Source organism: Parahaemophilus parainfluenzae (genome assembly GCF_001053575.1).
Lineage (GTDB): Bacteria > Pseudomonadota > Gammaproteobacteria > Enterobacterales > Pasteurellaceae > Haemophilus_D > Haemophilus_D parainfluenzae_S.
Map to the genome: position 1 here is coordinate 1 of NZ_JVSL01000011.1, position 15,290 is coordinate 15,290.

25 protein-coding genes and 1 pseudogene are annotated in these 15,290 nt (G+C 40.9%); 1 reads left to right on the forward strand and 25 read right to left on the reverse strand.

Annotation, left to right across the window (positions count from 1 at the left end):
- The 14 genes and pseudogenes from AC979_RS00620 to AC979_RS00680 all read right to left on the reverse strand — a co-directional run.
- A pseudogene (locus tag AC979_RS00620) lies at positions 1–464 on the reverse strand (hypothetical protein); the annotation flags it as partial.
- On the reverse strand, positions 464–952 hold the full coding sequence (locus AC979_RS00625; RefSeq protein WP_049372441.1) for a hypothetical protein: 489 nt from the start codon (positions 950–952) through the stop codon (positions 464–466). The gene AC979_RS00625 and the pseudogene AC979_RS00620, both read right to left, overlap by 1 nt.
- Complete coding sequence (locus tag AC979_RS10425; RefSeq protein WP_161797278.1) at positions 952–1,122, reverse strand: hypothetical protein; 171 nt, start codon at positions 1,120–1,122, stop codon at positions 952–954. Before AC979_RS10425 ends, AC979_RS00625 begins: the two co-directional genes overlap by 1 nt.
- Position 1,123: 1 nt before the next feature.
- The gene (locus AC979_RS00630) at positions 1,124–1,459 is read right to left on the reverse strand and encodes a hypothetical protein (RefSeq protein ID WP_049372442.1); all 336 of its coding nucleotides are present in this window, start codon (positions 1,457–1,459) and stop codon (positions 1,124–1,126) included.
- Entirely contained in the window at positions 1,452–1,910 is a 459-nt protein-coding gene (locus tag AC979_RS00635) for a hypothetical protein (RefSeq protein WP_049372443.1), read from the reverse strand. The genes AC979_RS00630 and AC979_RS00635 overlap by 8 nt, the downstream gene beginning before the upstream one ends.
- Positions 1,903–2,658 (reverse strand): hypothetical protein, encoded by a 756-nt coding sequence (locus tag AC979_RS00640; protein ID WP_049372444.1) that lies wholly within the window; start codon positions 2,656–2,658, stop codon positions 1,903–1,905. Before AC979_RS00640 ends, AC979_RS00635 begins: the two co-directional genes overlap by 8 nt.
- A gap of 9 nt (positions 2,659–2,667) precedes the next feature.
- Entirely contained in the window at positions 2,668–3,588 is a 921-nt protein-coding gene (locus AC979_RS00645; protein WP_049372445.1) for a phage tail protein, read from the reverse strand.
- Positions 3,589–4,155, reverse strand: coding sequence for a phage tail protein I (locus tag AC979_RS00650; protein ID WP_049372446.1), 567 nt, complete (start codon positions 4,153–4,155; stop codon positions 3,589–3,591).
- Positions 4,148–5,062 carry a baseplate assembly protein gene (locus AC979_RS00655; protein WP_049372447.1) on the reverse strand — a complete coding sequence of 305 codons (915 nt, stop codon included), beginning with the start codon at positions 5,060–5,062 and terminating at the stop codon, positions 4,148–4,150. The genes AC979_RS00650 and AC979_RS00655 overlap by 8 nt, the downstream gene beginning before the upstream one ends.
- Complete coding sequence (locus tag AC979_RS00660; RefSeq protein ID WP_049372448.1) at positions 5,046–5,396, reverse strand: GPW/gp25 family protein; 351 nt, start codon at positions 5,394–5,396, stop codon at positions 5,046–5,048. Before AC979_RS00660 ends, AC979_RS00655 begins: the two co-directional genes overlap by 17 nt.
- A complete protein-coding gene (locus AC979_RS00665; protein ID WP_049372449.1) occupies positions 5,396–5,935 on the reverse strand; it encodes a phage baseplate assembly protein V in 540 nt (179 codons plus the stop codon). Before AC979_RS00665 ends, AC979_RS00660 begins: the two co-directional genes overlap by 1 nt.
- Positions 5,936–6,048: 113 nt before the next feature.
- Positions 6,049–6,480, reverse strand: a complete 432-nt coding sequence (locus tag AC979_RS00670) for a hypothetical protein (protein WP_049372450.1) — start codon at positions 6,478–6,480, stop codon at positions 6,049–6,051.
- 8 nt (positions 6,481–6,488) lie between these two features.
- Positions 6,489–7,046 (reverse strand): hypothetical protein, encoded by a 558-nt coding sequence (locus tag AC979_RS00675; RefSeq protein ID WP_049372451.1) that lies wholly within the window; start codon positions 7,044–7,046, stop codon positions 6,489–6,491.
- Between the two features lie 104 nt (positions 7,047–7,150).
- The gene (locus AC979_RS00680) at positions 7,151–10,018 is read right to left on the reverse strand and encodes a phage tail tape measure protein (RefSeq protein WP_049372452.1); all 2,868 of its coding nucleotides are present in this window, start codon (positions 10,016–10,018) and stop codon (positions 7,151–7,153) included.
- Between the two features lie 76 nt (positions 10,019–10,094).
- On the opposite strand from AC979_RS00680, the gene AC979_RS00685 reads away from it, so the two are divergent.
- Entirely contained in the window at positions 10,095–10,340 is a 246-nt protein-coding gene (locus tag AC979_RS00685; protein ID WP_049372453.1) for a hypothetical protein, read from the forward strand.
- A 9-nt stretch (positions 10,341–10,349) separates the two neighbouring features.
- Here the strand turns inward: AC979_RS00685 and AC979_RS00690 are convergent, their stop codons facing one another.
- The 11 genes from AC979_RS00690 to AC979_RS00735 form a co-directional block, all read right to left on the reverse strand.
- Positions 10,350–10,808 (reverse strand): phage virion morphogenesis protein, encoded by a 459-nt coding sequence (locus tag AC979_RS00690; RefSeq protein ID WP_049372454.1) that lies wholly within the window; start codon positions 10,806–10,808, stop codon positions 10,350–10,352.
- Complete coding sequence (locus AC979_RS00695) at positions 10,808–11,290, reverse strand: phage tail protein (RefSeq protein WP_049367474.1); 483 nt, start codon at positions 11,288–11,290, stop codon at positions 10,808–10,810. Before AC979_RS00695 ends, AC979_RS00690 begins: the two co-directional genes overlap by 1 nt.
- Positions 11,287–11,502, reverse strand: coding sequence for a TraR/DksA family transcriptional regulator (locus tag AC979_RS00700; RefSeq protein ID WP_005700162.1), 216 nt, complete (start codon positions 11,500–11,502; stop codon positions 11,287–11,289). Before AC979_RS00700 ends, AC979_RS00695 begins: the two co-directional genes overlap by 4 nt.
- On the reverse strand, positions 11,499–11,717 hold the full coding sequence (gene lysC / locus AC979_RS10200) for an Rz1-like lysis system protein LysC (protein WP_239657824.1): 219 nt from the start codon (positions 11,715–11,717) through the stop codon (positions 11,499–11,501). The genes AC979_RS00700 and lysC overlap by 4 nt, the downstream gene beginning before the upstream one ends.
- Positions 11,677–12,027 (reverse strand): chemotaxis protein, encoded by a 351-nt coding sequence (locus tag AC979_RS00705; protein WP_049372455.1) that lies wholly within the window; start codon positions 12,025–12,027, stop codon positions 11,677–11,679. Before AC979_RS00705 ends, lysC begins: the two co-directional genes overlap by 41 nt.
- Complete coding sequence (locus AC979_RS00710) at positions 12,012–12,530, reverse strand: lysozyme (RefSeq protein ID WP_049372456.1); 519 nt, start codon at positions 12,528–12,530, stop codon at positions 12,012–12,014. Before AC979_RS00710 ends, AC979_RS00705 begins: the two co-directional genes overlap by 16 nt.
- Positions 12,523–12,744, reverse strand: a complete 222-nt coding sequence (locus tag AC979_RS00715) for a phage holin (RefSeq protein ID WP_049372457.1) — start codon at positions 12,742–12,744, stop codon at positions 12,523–12,525. Before AC979_RS00715 ends, AC979_RS00710 begins: the two co-directional genes overlap by 8 nt.
- Position 12,745: 1 nt before the next feature.
- Positions 12,746–12,955 carry a tail protein X gene (locus AC979_RS00720; protein WP_005700063.1) on the reverse strand — a complete coding sequence of 70 codons (210 nt, stop codon included), beginning with the start codon at positions 12,953–12,955 and terminating at the stop codon, positions 12,746–12,748.
- On the reverse strand, positions 12,955–13,461 hold the full coding sequence (locus tag AC979_RS00725; RefSeq protein ID WP_049372458.1) for a head completion/stabilization protein: 507 nt from the start codon (positions 13,459–13,461) through the stop codon (positions 12,955–12,957). The genes AC979_RS00720 and AC979_RS00725 overlap by 1 nt, the downstream gene beginning before the upstream one ends.
- A gap of 121 nt (positions 13,462–13,582) precedes the next feature.
- Positions 13,583–14,233 carry a phage terminase small subunit gene (gene gpM / locus AC979_RS00730; RefSeq protein WP_049372459.1) on the reverse strand — a complete coding sequence of 217 codons (651 nt, stop codon included), beginning with the start codon at positions 14,231–14,233 and terminating at the stop codon, positions 13,583–13,585.
- Between the two features lie 5 nt (positions 14,234–14,238).
- The gene (locus AC979_RS00735) at positions 14,239–15,273 is read right to left on the reverse strand and encodes a phage major capsid protein, P2 family (RefSeq protein WP_049372460.1); all 1,035 of its coding nucleotides are present in this window, start codon (positions 15,271–15,273) and stop codon (positions 14,239–14,241) included.
- Positions 15,274–15,290: the final 17 nt, after the last annotated feature.

A 15,290-nucleotide genomic window follows, 5' to 3' on the forward strand; every position in this document is an offset into this window, starting at 1 on the left:
GGAGGGGGTAAAATATCCATTCGCTTGGCGTGATTTTTCCTCGTGAATTTAGGATTACTGCTCCCGTAAAAAGAAATAGTGTCCCAACGCCCCGCATAGAAAGAACACTCAACTCTGTTATTCACTCGTCTTAAATGAATAGCCCCTTCTTTAATATTTACAGAAATGTTAGATAGTCGTCTAATACCTGTATCACCCGATATAACAGTCCACTTGTTATTTTGTTTCTGCCACAAGTATGCCCCAACGCCAGCGCCATTTGTTGAGTTATAGAAAGCTCCATTTGGCTCTCTTCCTGTAATCTTACCGTCTGTTGTTTCAGGCTTGTCTGGTCGTCCATTTCCAGTAATTATCATTGAATCACTGGATTGGCCACCACCATCTGTCGGAATTTTCTTTTCAATCCGTCTAATTTCACTGCCGACAAATTCAGCGAATTCAGTCACGCCAGTTTGAAATGTCATTATTTATTGTAACCTCTGTTATATGCGTCCTTTAAACTCAATCCGTCAAGCACAGTAAACTTTTCAACAAGCAGTGCTAAAGATTGATTTGTTTGGGTGAGCTTTTGAACCAACTTATTTAAGCCATCTTCACCTGTTTGAATGTTCTTCAACATATCGCCAAGCTCTTTGATGGTGTCAATGCTTGCATCAACTTGTCCGCCTAAAAGCTCATTTTTTACATCGGCTTTCGCTTGATTTAAAAGCTCAAGAATTTTCTTGGCTGATAATGTTGCTGTTTCATTTGTCGCACTATCATTAATGCCGGCCGCACTGCTTGATAGGCTGTTGATTCGCTGATTCATCTCATTGATTGCGCCAACAATCGTATCTTTCTGAGTTGTGGTTAGGCTTTGCATTGCCCCGATTAGCTTGATAATCTCTTTATCTTTCATCCCCACAAATTCAGCAAAGTCTGTGATTGTTTGATTAAATTCTTGTCTTGCCATTAAAGCGCTCCGATGTTGTAGTGAATAATTAATTCGTTGATGTTTGGTAATGTTCTTGTGTCAAAATCGCCGCCGATATTGGCATATCCTTTTTGGACGGTGATTTTGTGTTGTTGTTTAGGCTTGAGTGTCACTTTGTGTTTGGCTTTCGCCTTAGTCTTTATACACATTTCACCCCCTTGTGACATCCCGTTTTAACCGCACTTTGCCACCGCAAAGGGTGCTAATTAATCCGTTTTTGTCAGTTTGTTGCAAATCCCAACTTGCCACCGACCAATCTGCATTTTCTGTTTGGTCGTGCGACACGTGCAGTGTGATTTCGTTTTCTTTAACGGTTAAGCCATTTGTGGTTGATAGCTTAATGGTCTCTGATTGACTTCGTTCCGGCACAATATGCAAATCAAATTGACTCCCTGTAAAGTCCATTGGGGTGTCGTCATCATTATTAAAAATGAGTGTTTCGAATTCATCATCCCCACGGATCCAATCAAAAATTATTTCATTCATTGATTACCCCAAATATGATTGCTAACTGACTAGGGCTGAACCGCCATCCGCTTTCACCACCATGAATTGCATTAAAACACCACTCTGAACAGAAATATTTGCTCCGTTTTTGCTTAACGCCTAGCACTACACCTAATGCGCCCCACCAGTCATATTTACAGCCTAACGTGCGGTTAAAATAGGCTTTAATTTTCTCTTCCTTAACATCATTGAGCGAGATTAAATCCCATTTCTCGCTATCTGACACATTAATCTGCTTACAACGCACGCCACCGTCTTGCACGGATGATGAATAGCAATCAAAAAGAGTTTCAGTGCGCTTGATGGCTATTTCGCAGTGTGAATATTTTCCCTTTGTGAAAAAACGAGTGATGATGTCGGCAATTGCTTTGACTGGTTCTTTCCGCCAGTCTCGTTTGTGTTTATACATTGCCAAATAAACCTTAGCCATTTTGGTATGCCTCCATCAATGCATCCATTTGTTTGATGATGTCGTCATGGATTGATTGCATCTTTTCAAGCGTTAATTTTGGCATCTTTAATTCGTACTTTCGCATACGTTGGTTGGCAAGTTCTACCTGCAGTTTTTCAAGCCCTGCGGCTTGCGTTAGAATAAGATTTGTTGCTGATTGATTATCAAGCCCAGCACGTTTTGCAAAGTCTGTGATGTATCGGCTGCATTCTCCTTGATAATTTGCGGCCTTGAATGATTCGGCTGCTGATTGACGTTCACGATATTCTGACTCAAAGCGTGTCCATGTGCTGTAAATTCTTGCTGCATGTTCATCAATATTTGCAATCAGCTTTGCTTGATTTTTTGCAAAATTATCAGCAATTTTAGCTTCATCTTTTACCCATTCAGTGCCATTCCACTTGCAAGGTTCGTTAAGTGGTGCAAGTGCGGTTAAATTATCAGACAATTCACCCAGTGTTGTGTGTTCTACTTTTTCGCCTGTTTCCTTGCTGTAATAGGTTCCGCGGTGGTCTGCTTGATATTGCCAATTGTTATCCACTCGAACAATTACAAAGCCTTGTTTCGGTTGTGGCGGGGCATCTAAATAACTACCAGCCGCAAGGCTTCCACCTTCGCTGACATACTCCGTTGTTTCTTTTGTGTAAACCCCTTTAGCATCAGTGCAATACACGGTGATTTCACCGCTGTTTTCGGCAAATCCTTCTTGATTAAATGTTATGGTCATTTTTGCTCCTTATTCGGCCAAACAGATGTAGTGATAGGCGATGTTGCGTGGTCTAGTTTCCGCCCCTCCCGCGTTATTGATATAAATTGATACATCGGCGAACGGTGTTTTCCCATATTTCACATCAGATTCGTTTGCCACTTTGATGATTGCATCATTTGGTCTATCTGTTCTGAATACTGAATCGCCTACTGTCAGTTGGTCAATAATATTAGTTCTGTTTGATTCTGCTCTTTGATTCTGACCCACATATCTGAACTTATGAGCATGAGATCTGATCTCGTCAGATTGAGATGACAATATCCCTCGCCCCGAATCAATATTTCTTCCATTATCAACACCACGAATAAATTCACCCCGCATATCAGGGAGTGTGCCTGATGGGTATTTCAGCGCAAGCTTAGGATAGTGTGATTTGTCAAATCTTTGACCATTCATGGCTAAACAACCTTGTGGGACGGTAGAGAGTGGGTAAGGGATCGGGATACCAATAAATAAATCATGTAATGCATTAAAATCAGTGGCGTTGGCTTTTTTTCCGATTTCAGCAAGCAACGTCGATTTTAAATTTGCATCACCTTCCAACGCACGGGATAATTCTTCCAACGTGTCCAATGCTGCTGGGGCTGAACCTACCAATGCGGCGATTGCGGTTTTCACAAATTCTGTCGTCGCAATTTGGGTGTTGTTGGTGTTTTGGTTGGCAGTAGGGGCGGTTGGGATGCCGGTGAACGCTGGGCTTGCTTTTGGTGCATAGCCTGTACGGTCTCGGTTGATACCGTCCACTTGGTCTTTTAAATATTTGGTTCGGTTGGCTAGTTGTTTAGCTTGTACGTTAATTACGCCAAGTTCGCCACCTAATACCTTGTCTTGTTTTTCAATGAGATAGACATCATCTTCCCATTGTGGTTGTTCGGTAATTTTCCCCATTTATACTTCTCCAAAAGTAAAGTTTCCGTCAAATTTGATGTTGCCATCCCAACGATGACCGGCCCTTGTAAAATTAAACGCAACCAAATGACAACGTGCAGGGGCATTTTCATTTAAAATCCGCCGCACTTGCTTTGATTCTTCAATAGTAATGGGCTGATGTAACACAATTTTGTATTCTGCCCAGTGCATTCCTTCATGCTCAAAGGTCTCTGAACCATCAAAACTTAGTTCACCATTCCATGTTTTAAGTGATTGGTTTTCTATAATATCCACTTCGCCATAACCCACTGACTTCATCACGCGTCGAATGGCTGAAATTGTTCCTTTATGCTTGTGAACGTGAATGCTATTTAAAATGGCTTGCCGTTTATTCTCTTCACTCCAGTCGTCGTCCCATTCATCAATTGAGAGCGACCAAGCAAGCCACGGCAATAAATTCACGGGGCAATGTTCAGCGCTCCATAAAAGGCGAATTGGTACAGGAATTTCAGAAATGGCAGAAAACGTATTAGATAATTGCTTTTCTAGCTTGCTTGATCCTGTCGGCAATAGATAACTATTCATCTCTACCGCCTAAATTAACTTGAATTTGTGTGCAATATGCCGCTTGGTGTGGCTGTACGATTAAATCATCCATCGGTTTAGTTAGTTTAACGTTCTGTACACCTTCTTGATGTAGTGCGGCATAGATGCCTGAGCGAGTAATATCAATGCCAAGTGAATGTTGTTTATTTACATAACTTGTAATAGCTTGGTTGACATTCCCCATTACAACGCTTTCTAGTACTGATGGATAAAGTGTAATGGTTGCTTGAATTTCATAAGTTAAGATTACTGCACTTTCGACTAATACTGTATCGGTTAGTGGGCGGATATGCTCGGCATTCAACTGTTCTTTTACCGCTTTAATTAAATCTCCGTCTGCTGTTCCTTGTCCTTCTGTTGACAAGATAGCGACCTTTACCGTGCCAGCGGTTGGGCTTGTCACATCAACATCTTTTATTTTTGCCGATGTGGAAAGTGCATGGAATTCATAGCTTGCACGACTGCCAGCTGTGGTTAATCCTTCTAATGACATTTGAATGCGTGTTCGAAAGCGTTCGTCATCTTCATATTTTGCTGTGGTAGGTGGATTGCTTTTTAAATCTTCGGCTTGAATAATTAATCGAGTAACGCCAAATAATGCCCCTAATTGATCTAAATCTGAGCCTGTCGCATAGGCAAGCATTACGGCTTTGGCAGATTCATTAATATTTGTTCTTAGCAAGAGTTCTAGATAAGCATTTTCTTCGAGCAATTTAACTACTGGCTCGCTCTCTAACTGTAAACGAGCTTGCCAATGTTGCCGCATCTCATCACTTTCTTGTAATGACAGAAACTTTTCTTTTCTCTGCGTAAGTAAGGTTTCATAACTGAGTTCCTGCACAACTTTTGGTGCGGGTAGTTTTTTTAAATCAACTAATTCGCTCATTCTTACCGCCTAGCCATACATCATCATAATTGATGACGTTGTTTTGATTTTTTGTTCTGCCCACAATGGAGCAAGTGATGCCGTTATCTGTAAGTTGTGGTTTAAATTGGCTAATCGTCACACGGGGTTCCCATTTGTGCAATGCCATCACCGCACTTGCGGCAAGTTGGAGCAACAAAGCGTGATTCATTGGTCTGTCAATGAGTTCCGGAATACGACTGCCATAATCTCGGCGTTGTAAACGTGAGCCGATTGGCGTCAATAAAATGTCTGCAATTGACTGTTTGATGTGTTCCGTTTCGCTTGTGATTTTCTCGCCTGTAAATCGATTCATTATTCAGGCTCTCCAGTTTTATCTTTACCTTTCGACACATCTTTGTGTTTATGTGTCATCTGACTGATTCCGCCCGCTATCATGTCGCCAGTTGATGTCACTTTTCCATCAATATTTACATTGCCTTTAATGTTGACAGTGGGGCAATCAATATTTATTTGATTCGCGGCTTTGATGTTGGCTGTTTTTATTCCTGTCACAACCAAATCGCTGTTTGTTTGGTTGTAGGTGATTTTTGCGCCATCGGCAAATTCGATCACGTGTTCATCGGCTGAATGGCTTGGGCTGTTTTGTGTGTAAAGCCCTGTGATGATGCACGCTGTTGTCAGTTCACCGCTTGCCGACAAGATGACGCACTGTTCGCCTTGTGTTGGCGGCGACCATGTTTTTGTTGTACCTGATCGCATTGTGATGAATGGGATAAAATCCGTTAATATTTCACCGCACTTTACCCGTGCTTTTGCTTGTGCATGATCGACTTCGGCAATTAAGCCAAAGCGGATGATGCTTTCAATTCTGCGGTTGTTATCGGCTGACATTGGCGGATTTCTACTTGTAATAATTGCCCCTATTTTTGGTGAGTTTGTTTAATTTTGCGAGTGTGGGGGAGTGTGAAAAACTTGGTAACAAAAAAGCAAGTCAGGCGACTTGCTTATTCTGTTCGATCAATGATTGGGTTGGGTTTATCCCATTCGCGTGGGAATGGTTTGTGTTGTGGGGAAAAAGCGATAATCACAATATGTTCATCTGATATTTTTTGATAATGAATTACAGGCCCTGATGTTTCACCGTCCAAATTCATTTTTAGCCCACTCATAGGGCTATATCTAGATCCTTTATTGTAAGGGCCACAGTGATAATGCCATATTTCGTTTTGTTTATAAACTTCTGTATTTGGAATGTCATTGAGATTATCATCAAGCCAAGATGGTTTATTTTTACCGCTTAATCGTTTCCCTTGTTCAATGGATTGCATAAAATCAAAGATAAGCTGCAATTCTTCATCTGACATGGCTTGAATGTCTTTAAAAAAGGGCGTGTTTAAACGCCCTTCTTGAAATTGTTTCGATAACTCAACCTTCATTGGTTATCCTACATCATCACTGCTTTTTTGAAATCATCAAAAGAATCTGATGATTTGTAGGTGTATCCAGCATCTTCAGGTGTACGATAAATGCGTGATAAAACCACTTCATCTGATTCTTGTTTGTATTTTTCCGACTTCATCATATTGCAAAGTGTATGCATTTTATTGCTGAATGATTGTAGCGTTGTTGATAATTCTGGAGATTTATTATTAGCCATAATATTGTTAGCTAGATCATCATATTTGTTAATTTTACTTTCTAGTCTTAGAACGTCATCTAAATCAATATAGCTTAATGATTCTGCCGTGATTGACGCAATAACAAAATCAGTGATAGCAGAAACAGCTGTCACCATATCAATAATCTTTTCTATATCTTGTTGGTTGATTGATTTGTTTTCATTTGTTTGGACACTGAAAATATTAACTGTGTGTGTAGTGTGCCGAACAGGATGATTTATCGCCAATGGTGCAATAAATAACGCAGACATTGCCGCAGTTTTTAATTGCTTAAAAATTGGCGCAAAACTTTCAAAAATAGGATTTAATGATAGATTTGTCATAAGTCACCAAAGAATAAAAGTTTGCGAAGTTTACAACTTTTTAAAGAAATATAAAACTATTTTCTACAATGTGCAACAAAAAAGGGCTTTCGCCCTTTTATTTTTTATGCCCGATCTGTCATTCGACTTCTTGCCCTTGCTTGTTGTTGTCGGTTGATTCGTTCAAGCTCGGCGGCAACAAGTTGGGCGATTTGTCGTTCATTTTGCCCTGCCTGTGCATTTATGGTGATATTGACCGCCATGGGTTGCATGGTTTGGCTGATGCTTGGACGTGCTGAAATTGGCGGTCGGCTATCCACCTGAATTGGTGCAGCTGTGGCAAGTCCGATACCTAACCCGCCCGCAATTAAGGCTTGTTTTCCGTAATTTAAGGCGTTCAGCGTAGCGATGCCAAGACGGTTTGTGGCTTCTTTTGTCATGACATATTCACCACCGTGAACAATGCCCATCGGTTGGTATTTGCCGCCATTTCCGGTGTAACCGCCTGTTGCGTATTCTGGAATATCTGCCATTGCCGCCATGGTTTGGCCAAGCACGCCATTTCCAAACGCGGCTTTCATGGTTTCTTCTTTTAATGCTTTGGCTTTTTGATTTTGCTCATTGATTTTAGGTAGATTATCAATCAACCACTTCACGCCATCAATTAATAGTTGGAGTGGTTTTAATGCTAAATCAATGCCAAAAGCGACCCATTCCCCAAATTGTTTACCAGCGCTTGCAGCGGCATCTAAATCTTCTTTTGTGCTTTGGATTGGCGAAAGAAGATTTGTAAACCAGTTAAATACACTTTCAATCCATCCGACAAACGGTTTGAATTTGTCGATGACTGGCTGTAATCCTGATTGCAAGCCATTTAAGAACCCGCTGAAAAAGGATTTTACTTTTTCCCAGTTTTTATAAATATAAATTCCTGCGCCAACTACTGCAGCAACCACTACACCAATAGGGGAGAGCAAAAATGAGATGGATGAACTTAATCCGATAAAAATCATTCTCACAGGCATTGTCCATGCTTTCAATGCACCTAATAATACTTTTAGTGTATTTAGTTTAGTGATTTTTCCTAGAAGACCTGTTAGGGTTGTTTGTGCTGATGAAAAAACATTTGACCACCCACGGAATGAGAGTAAATTTTTATTAGATGCGATTGCTGCCTTTGTCGTGTAATTAAAGCTTTTTGCAAGCAGTGTATTTAGCCCGGTGAGTTTCCCGAATCCAAGTGCAACCCGTGCCATGGGATATAAAACAAAGCTTAATGCAAGACTTAGCGCACCAAATGCAGTAAGTGTTGTCCCTAATGCTGATGCGACAAGTAAAATTTTTCTAGCAAGTTCTGGGTTTGTTTCAATCCAAGCCTTAAATTTATCAACTACACCGCCCAACTTATCTAAGATGTTGTGTAAGGTTGGGGCGAGTGTGCCGCCAATTGCCGTTTTCAAGTTAAATAAGCGGTTTGTGAAAATTTGAGTTGATGCAGACAAAGCTTTCATTCTTGTGTCAAATTCACGCCCCATTGATCCTTTTGCTGCTTCGCTATTTGCCAGTTCAATTTGTCTGCGCCATTCTTCTGTATTTGCCACAAGTTTTGAGATGGTTTTAATATGTGGAATGCCGACAAGACCTTTCATTACATCGCTTTTTGCATCATCGTCCAATCCCTTAATTTTATTGACGATAAGCATTAATGTGCTTTGTGCATCTTTTGCCATTCCTTTTGCTATTTTTTGTGGATTTAATTTGAGTTTTTTCAATGCGCCATCAACTTCTTCGTGATTTCCGGCCACACCTAATCGAGTAAAAATAGTTGTAACAGCGGTGGCACTATCTTCTTCTTCCGCCCCCAATGTCTGCAAGGTAGAACCCAAGGCCGCCATATTTTTATCGGTAATTTTAGCTATGGCAGCGATACCAGCAACACGGTTCATATAGCCGATGATACCTGTCCCTTTGGATATGGCGTTATCATCTAAGTAGTTGATTGTGTCAGCAAGCTCTTTTGTTTGTTTTTGCGTTAGGTTGAAGTTTTTGCTCACTTTTCCAAATGACTCAACCAATTCATCTGGATTTTTGGCATCAAATGCGATTGCCATTTGTGTATTCAATCTTACAAAATCTTCAAGTTCATCTTTTGCAATGTCCATTCGTGCTGCACTTTCAATCATGTTGGCAATTTGCACGGTTGTGAGCGGCAATTCTTTTGATAGGTCATGAATTTTGATTTTCCATTGGTCAAATTCTTGCGTAAAGTTCCCTGATTTATCTTTTAATCCATCGACCTGACGAGCGACGCCGATCATGGCATCTTCAAAAGTCATAAAATCTTTTGTGACGTTGGCGATTGGCGCAGTAATTGTCGCACCTGCCGCCATGGATTGCGCACCAATAATTTGAGCTTTCCCGCTAATATCTTTTAATTTTTCAACTTGTCCACGATAGCGATTATAGGCCTCTTGTTTGGCGTTCAGTTTCTTCAACGCTTCTTCTTGGTGTTTGATTTGATCTGTTGCCGCTTTCGTATTTCTTTGTAAGTTTCGCTGATTTTGAGCTAATTTTTCAGCTGAAATACCAGCTTGCGATAAGGCTAGTTTTGCCTGTTGTAATTTATTTGATGCGGCAACTTGTTCTTGTTTGAGTTTTTTTACTGCACCTCTAGCTTTTTCAACTTCTTTTTTAAATCCTTCAGTTGGATTTTTGGCATTTTTTAAATATTGAGAATAAGACGCCGCTTTTTGTTTTGCCGCAGACAGTTCGTTATTTAAAGATGATAATTTTGCTTTCAACGGATTGATCGTTGAAGCATATTGTTTCATAGCTTCTGCATGCTGTTTGTTTTGTTGTGCTAGTTGTCGTTGTGCATTTTTGTTTTCACGCAACTTCGCGGACAATTCCCGAACACTTTTGGAGGCGTTCCGAACTGGCGCTGACATTTTATCAATGGCATTTAACAAAACAGATAATTGTAAATTATTCATAAAAACTCACTATTTTTATTGACAAATTATTTTTCTATGTTTAATAATTAAACAAAACAAACTAACAGGAGAATATATGTCGCTTATACTTGCATTAATTGGCATTCCGTTATTCATTGGATTAGGTTTGTTTTTTACTGGCTGCCTAACTTTTGCTGCTATTTCTGCTGTGTTTAGTATGGCAACCGTGGCATTTGTTCCTATTATCTCGTTGATTTTTGTTCTTTGGCTTATCACTGATAGCGTTATTTTATCTATATTGTTTACCCTTATTTTCGGGCTAATTGTTTTGGCTGCAAACAATACCAAAACAAATATTTAACTACATAGGTTACATAGATAATTGCGCTAAAACTAAATCTTCAATCACATCTAAATCGCTTTGGCTAAAGCCTAATAATTCACGCTGTGCATACCGCACTTTGAAATCTTTTGTTTTTGAAGGACTGCTCATTAATCCGTATTGATGCACTTTGGCGATCATTGCACTTGACCCATTGAACCCGACCGACACTTCATTGGCATTGCTTTGAATTTTGAAATATCTTGCCGTTCTTAACTTCGCAAACATGGCTTTTCGTTTAATTCTGCCTTTCTTTTTGCCAAATTCTTTTCTTGGTTTTCTTGGCTCAAATGCTGTGCCGTCTGGGTTTTCTTGACGTGCGATGCGGGCTTGTTGATTTTTTCGTAAAGCTTGCCCAATGTTTCTGGCCAACTGACGGCGGGCTTGCGGTGAGAGATTATTAATCAGTGCGGTTAGTTTCGCTTGGACTTCTTCCACCGTTGCCATTATTCACCGCCTTTGAAAATCAAATGTTCATCGTCTATTTTTTCAAGATAAACTTTCAACGTGTTTAATGTTTCCCATTCCGGTGCGGTTGGTTCTGTGGCGTAAGTCATCTGCACGTTTTCGCCCACTTGTTTTGCCACAACTCGTTCGGTAAGTTGGATTTCAAACGACACGTCCGCCGTGTTGTTATTGTTGTAATCCAGTTGAAATTTAAAGGCGTTTTCACGTCGTTGCGGATTTTCGAATAGTTCAGGTTGGTTTTTCCGTAAATACGCATTAATCGGCACGATGAGGCTTGCAATATCAAAGGCAAAATCGGTGATAATGATGTTGAGCGTGTAACGATACTCAAAACTTAGTGAAGTGCTACCTGTTGCAACAACTTGACCGCCGTCAACATAAAGCTGTAAGCGGTCAGGATTTTTCACAAAGTCTTGGTGACTTTGTTCAAGGATTTTTCGCAGTTGGTTTGGCTTTTTCATTTTCTGAAATTCCGTTGTTGCATTTCATATTTCTGCTGACAATCCACGCAACGCGTTACGCCTTGAATTAATTGGCGGCGTTTTTCAGGGATGGGGATGTCGCAATCTTCACAATAAAGGCGACTTACTGCTTTAAAAGTGCGGTGTTTTTTTAGGGCGATTTCACGTTGCATTTCTTCGAGCTGTTGCGCACGGTCAAATTGATCGGTCATTGTTTTTCCTGTTTATTAAATTCATCAATGCATTTCTTCAATGCTTGATTTTCAACAATGCATACTCTTAGCTTTTGTTGGCTTTGTAGATAAGCGTTAGCCAAATCTCCGTTGGTTTTAATTGTGGCGGCAAATGGCGTACATTCAGCAACTTGCGGGCATAGAATTGGCTGTTTAATGATTTTCGGAGTTGTTGAACACGCCGCTAACATCATCAGGGATAAAAGTATCAGCCCAATCTTGGTGTTTTTTAAGTGCATTTTTTAAATCCTGTGTTTGCTTGGTTTGAGAGATTTTTAATTGATTAACGGCTTCCGTGAGTGCTTTTTGTTGCTCGTTGAATTTATCCACGCTTTCATTTAAAGCAACGTAAGACGCTTCCCATTGTTGTTTTAATTGTTCTTCTTTTGCTGCTTCGGCTCGCCAATGGTTTGCCTGCCACCCTTGAAACAGGATGATCGCCACAAGCATGAGCGGGCCAACCAATAAAATGTATTTTTCTTTTTTTGTTAAGAACCCAAACATAATGCTTTCTCCTTTTGTCGTCTTTCGATTAAGCCTTTAAGTGGAACGCCGTTTGCATAAATCCATCGTTCAAATTGACCGCACATAGCTTTGCTGTATCCTTTCCGTGCCATTTTAAAAAGCGTGCTGTTTTTTAAGTTCCCGCACCCTGCATTAAAGGTAATTGACACTAAGGCATCAAATGCACCTTGCGGCATTGCTTGACCGTTTGCATACGTATTCACGCATTTTTCGGCTTGTTTTATTCCCTTTGTAAAGGCATTTGCAATTTCTTCATCTGTATAGACTTTATGTGGAATGACTTTTTCTACTGCGTCAGTTGTTCCTAGCCCGAATGTTAATACATCAGCAGGGCAGTTATATGGCACTCGTTGACAGCCTTCGGCATTGCCAGTTAATAGCAAGCCTTTTTGTGATGTTCTAATTTCATTCCCGTGTAAAGAGAGTGCCAATCCTACAATCGCCACTACACTGCAGGCATATTTTGCGGATCGTTTAATCATGGTGATGGTTCCGTTGGTTTAATTCTTTTTCTTTTAATTCAAAATCTTTTTTCTTGTAATACCAATTTACAAGGAATGTTGCGACGCCGATCACAATACCTGTTACTGATGCCACGTCAGCCCAATTTACATTTGAAAACATATCCGCAATGCGTCCGATGAAGAAGGCAAATAATCCTGATATGTAAGATGCTCTTGATGGTGTGTCGTGCATATCAGCTCCAAAGTTGTATAGTGTCACTTGCCACGCTGATCTTTTCCGTGTCAGTTTCTGGCAATATTACTGGTGTTCCGATTGGAATGACGGGTTTATCCATTAAGTGCGGATTTAATTCGCACGCAATTTCTAAAAGCCCTTCACTGCGGCCAAAATAGCGATAAAGAATGGCGTCCAAGTTGTCATTTTGTTGTGCGTAAACTTCCATTAAATTAACTCCGCATCGACCCGTTTTTTGCCGATGATGTCGCTAATAGCAAAGCGTGCATCTCGTCTTAATTCGTTGATGCTGTCTTTGAGTAAATCCATTTTCTTTTCGCCATCATTGGTGCTGTCATAGCTTGCGTAACGCTCGTAAAGGTTAGCCAATGCCAAACAGTTCACTGCACGTTTATAGCGATAAATCAACACGCTTTCACCGTTGATTGATGGTGCGGGGATTTGTTCAAGGAAGTGATGTTCGCTTTGTGCTTTGAATATGGACAATTCATCATTCACACTGGCGATGGCTTCAATCAAGGCATCTTGCAAGCGTTGTTCGGTGACTGTGCCGTCTGCACGATATTGATTGCGAAAAGCAGAAAGAGAAATGTCAGGGAAAAAATCATCGTTTCGAATAATATCTTCGCCTGTTCCGTAATCTTCCAGTTGTTTTTGCACTGCGCCCATCTCATAGTCAGGGGCAAGTTTTACTGATAGAGATCCGTCGCTCATGTTTTCCCTTATAAAAAAAGTCGGGTGAGGATTAAATTAAGCACGGCCAAAAATCCGTCAGAATTTGACCGCACTTTTAATCCGCCCGACGGGTGCGTGGTTTGCTCGTTATCAAATCCGATTATTCATCGGCTTTGCTTAATTTTTTGCGTAATTTTTTAATGTCGCCTTTTACGCCCACTTTCTGATCTAAACCTAAAGCACGTTCAAGATATTGCAAGGCTTGTTCAGGGTTCTTTTCAACCAATAACAAGCCTAATTCGCGTAACAATCGCGCACGGCTTTCATCTGGCATGTCACATTCAGCGGTGATGCGTTGTACTTGCTCTAAGTACGACACTTCGAATGGCTGATTGGCGGCTTGTGCGGTTTTTGCTTGGTCGGCAAATTCTTCTGCCAACACGGTGCCAAGTGTTCGGGTAAATGGCTCGGGCAAGCGTAAATCATGAAATACGGCATAATCTGCAATCTGTAAGGCGAGATGATATTCGCCACAGTCAATCGCCCACACGCACCATGTCATCAAGACGTTATCTTGTTTTCCTGTTCCGGCAGATAACGCCCCTGTAATCCATGGCAGATAGTCAGGCAAAATTTGCTTTTTAAATGCGGCTTTGCGTTCTGTCGATTGGATGTTTTTCAAATCCTTTCGATGTCGCGCAAGAATACGGCACATTTTTTCGTATTCCGTGAAGTCGCTTAGATCTTCGGTTTCTGCCGCATTAGCGATAGCGGCAGAAACTTCAAGAAAGTGACGTTTAGTTGGTCGCATTATGATTACGCGTGAGTTGGTGCATCAAGAACGGTGATATTCTTCGCCATCGCCACTGCTTCGTAGTTTTCAACTACATAAGCTTCATTGGATGACAAGTAATCTTCCACACGGTTGCGTTCCGGCACGTCTTTTAAGTGACGACGCATGCGCTCTTCTTGCACATAGATTGACAAGTTGTCGAGTGATGTCACCAATACAGTGCCTTTCGGGAAGTATGGCACGGTTACGGCTTGTAAACCGCCAACACGTTTTTGGCTGATTACAGCATCACCTGCCGCTTGTTCGCTTGGTTTTGATTGGTTGATAAGCGGGAAGTATTTGTCCGCTAATAAGTCGCTACCCATAATCGCCACAAGTTTTGTGTCGTCACGGTATTGGTCAGGGATGAAATCTTCTTTTAATGCAAAAACTAATGCATCAAGATTTTTATATTCTTTACTTTCACCGATTTCGATTTTGCCTGTGCCGCTTTTCGCTTCCTTCATCACACGTTGAGTGGCTTTTTCTTCGATTTGAACTAACCAACCTTTGTTCACGTCTTGCAACAATGGATTTGTTGCACGGTTGGTTGTCGCAGCCACGCTTGTGCCGTTCCAACCGATCATAATACGGTCTAATGCAATGCGCTCTGCTTTAAGTTTGCCAACTCGTGCCGCAAAGTCAGGGAATTTTGCCCAACTGTCTAACGTTGCATAGTTTAAATGCGTGTCAAAGTTGGTTTGTTCGCAAGAATATAAGTTTTCTTGTAAGTTGTGGATGTCCGTGGTTTCACGTGCTTTGGTGTTGGTATCTGTGCGACTTGCAACTGGTGAAAGCACGCCCAAACGCAATGCAGAACCTTTCATTTCAGTAACTGGCACCACATTGATGCGTTTTAAGAAATCGGAACTTTCAAGCACTGCGTTTTCTAGTTTTTGTTGCATTGTAGGAGTAACGGTAAATTGTCCGCCATTCGCAACGAATGCCACATCTTCGCCGTTATCTTGTGCAACGCCTGCAATGTAAGCTTGGAATTTTTGTTGAGTAAATTTATTCATTTGGTTTTTTCCTAAGA

What these genes read in the sequence shown, in the direction of transcription:
- AC979_RS00710 (WP_049372456.1), bottom strand. Translation starts at nt 12,530, where the DNA reads ATGATTAAACGATCCGCAAAATATGCCTGCAGTGTAGTGGCGATTGTA.
- AC979_RS00630 (WP_049372442.1), bottom strand. Translation starts at nt 1,459, where the DNA reads ATGAATGAAATAATTTTTGATTGGATCCGTGGGGATGATGAATTCGAA.
- AC979_RS00705 (WP_049372455.1), bottom strand. Translation starts at nt 12,027, where the DNA reads ATGTTTGGGTTCTTAACAAAAAAAGAAAAATACATTTTATTGGTTGGC.
- AC979_RS00665 (WP_049372449.1), bottom strand. Translation starts at nt 5,935, where the DNA reads ATGTCAGCCGATAACAACCGCAGAATTGAAAGCATCATCCGCTTTGGC.
- AC979_RS00635 (WP_049372443.1), bottom strand. Translation starts at nt 1,910, where the DNA reads ATGGCTAAGGTTTATTTGGCAATGTATAAACACAAACGAGACTGGCGG.
- AC979_RS00645 (WP_049372445.1), bottom strand. Translation starts at nt 3,588, where the DNA reads ATGGGGAAAATTACCGAACAACCACAATGGGAAGATGATGTCTATCTC.
- AC979_RS00725 (WP_049372458.1), bottom strand. Translation starts at nt 13,461, where the DNA reads ATGAGCGACGGATCTCTATCAGTAAAACTTGCCCCTGACTATGAGATG.
- AC979_RS00655 (WP_049372447.1), bottom strand. Translation starts at nt 5,062, where the DNA reads ATGAGCGAATTAGTTGATTTAAAAAAACTACCCGCACCAAAAGTTGTG.
- AC979_RS00625 (WP_049372441.1), bottom strand. Translation starts at nt 952, where the DNA reads ATGGCAAGACAAGAATTTAATCAAACAATCACAGACTTTGCTGAATTT.
- AC979_RS00680 (WP_049372452.1), bottom strand. Translation starts at nt 10,018, where the DNA reads ATGAATAATTTACAATTATCTGTTTTGTTAAATGCCATTGATAAAATG.
- AC979_RS00640 (WP_049372444.1), bottom strand. Translation starts at nt 2,658, where the DNA reads ATGACCATAACATTTAATCAAGAAGGATTTGCCGAAAACAGCGGTGAA.
- AC979_RS00690 (WP_049372454.1), bottom strand. Translation starts at nt 10,808, where the DNA reads ATGGCAACGGTGGAAGAAGTCCAAGCGAAACTAACCGCACTGATTAAT.
- AC979_RS10425 (WP_161797278.1), bottom strand. Translation starts at nt 1,122, where the DNA reads ATGTGTATAAAGACTAAGGCGAAAGCCAAACACAAAGTGACACTCAAG.
- gpM (WP_049372459.1), bottom strand. Translation starts at nt 14,233, where the DNA reads ATGCGACCAACTAAACGTCACTTTCTTGAAGTTTCTGCCGCTATCGCT.
- AC979_RS00715 (WP_049372457.1), bottom strand. Translation starts at nt 12,744, where the DNA reads ATGCACGACACACCATCAAGAGCATCTTACATATCAGGATTATTTGCC.
- AC979_RS00670 (WP_049372450.1), bottom strand. Translation starts at nt 6,480, where the DNA reads ATGAAGGTTGAGTTATCGAAACAATTTCAAGAAGGGCGTTTAAACACG.
- AC979_RS00650 (WP_049372446.1), bottom strand. Translation starts at nt 4,155, where the DNA reads ATGAATAGTTATCTATTGCCGACAGGATCAAGCAAGCTAGAAAAGCAA.
- AC979_RS00660 (WP_049372448.1), bottom strand. Translation starts at nt 5,396, where the DNA reads ATGAATCGATTTACAGGCGAGAAAATCACAAGCGAAACGGAACACATC.
- lysC (WP_239657824.1), bottom strand. Translation starts at nt 11,717, where the DNA reads ATGATGTTAGCGGCGTGTTCAACAACTCCGAAAATCATTAAACAGCCA.
- AC979_RS00735 (WP_049372460.1), bottom strand. Translation starts at nt 15,273, where the DNA reads ATGAATAAATTTACTCAACAAAAATTCCAAGCTTACATTGCAGGCGTT.
- AC979_RS00685 (WP_049372453.1), top strand. Translation starts at nt 10,095, where the DNA reads ATGTCGCTTATACTTGCATTAATTGGCATTCCGTTATTCATTGGATTA.
- AC979_RS00700 (WP_005700162.1), bottom strand. Translation starts at nt 11,502, where the DNA reads ATGACCGATCAATTTGACCGTGCGCAACAGCTCGAAGAAATGCAACGT.
- AC979_RS00675 (WP_049372451.1), bottom strand. Translation starts at nt 7,046, where the DNA reads ATGACAAATCTATCATTAAATCCTATTTTTGAAAGTTTTGCGCCAATT.
- AC979_RS00695 (WP_049367474.1), bottom strand. Translation starts at nt 11,290, where the DNA reads ATGAAAAAGCCAAACCAACTGCGAAAAATCCTTGAACAAAGTCACCAA.
- AC979_RS00720 (WP_005700063.1), bottom strand. Translation starts at nt 12,955, where the DNA reads ATGGAAGTTTACGCACAACAAAATGACAACTTGGACGCCATTCTTTAT.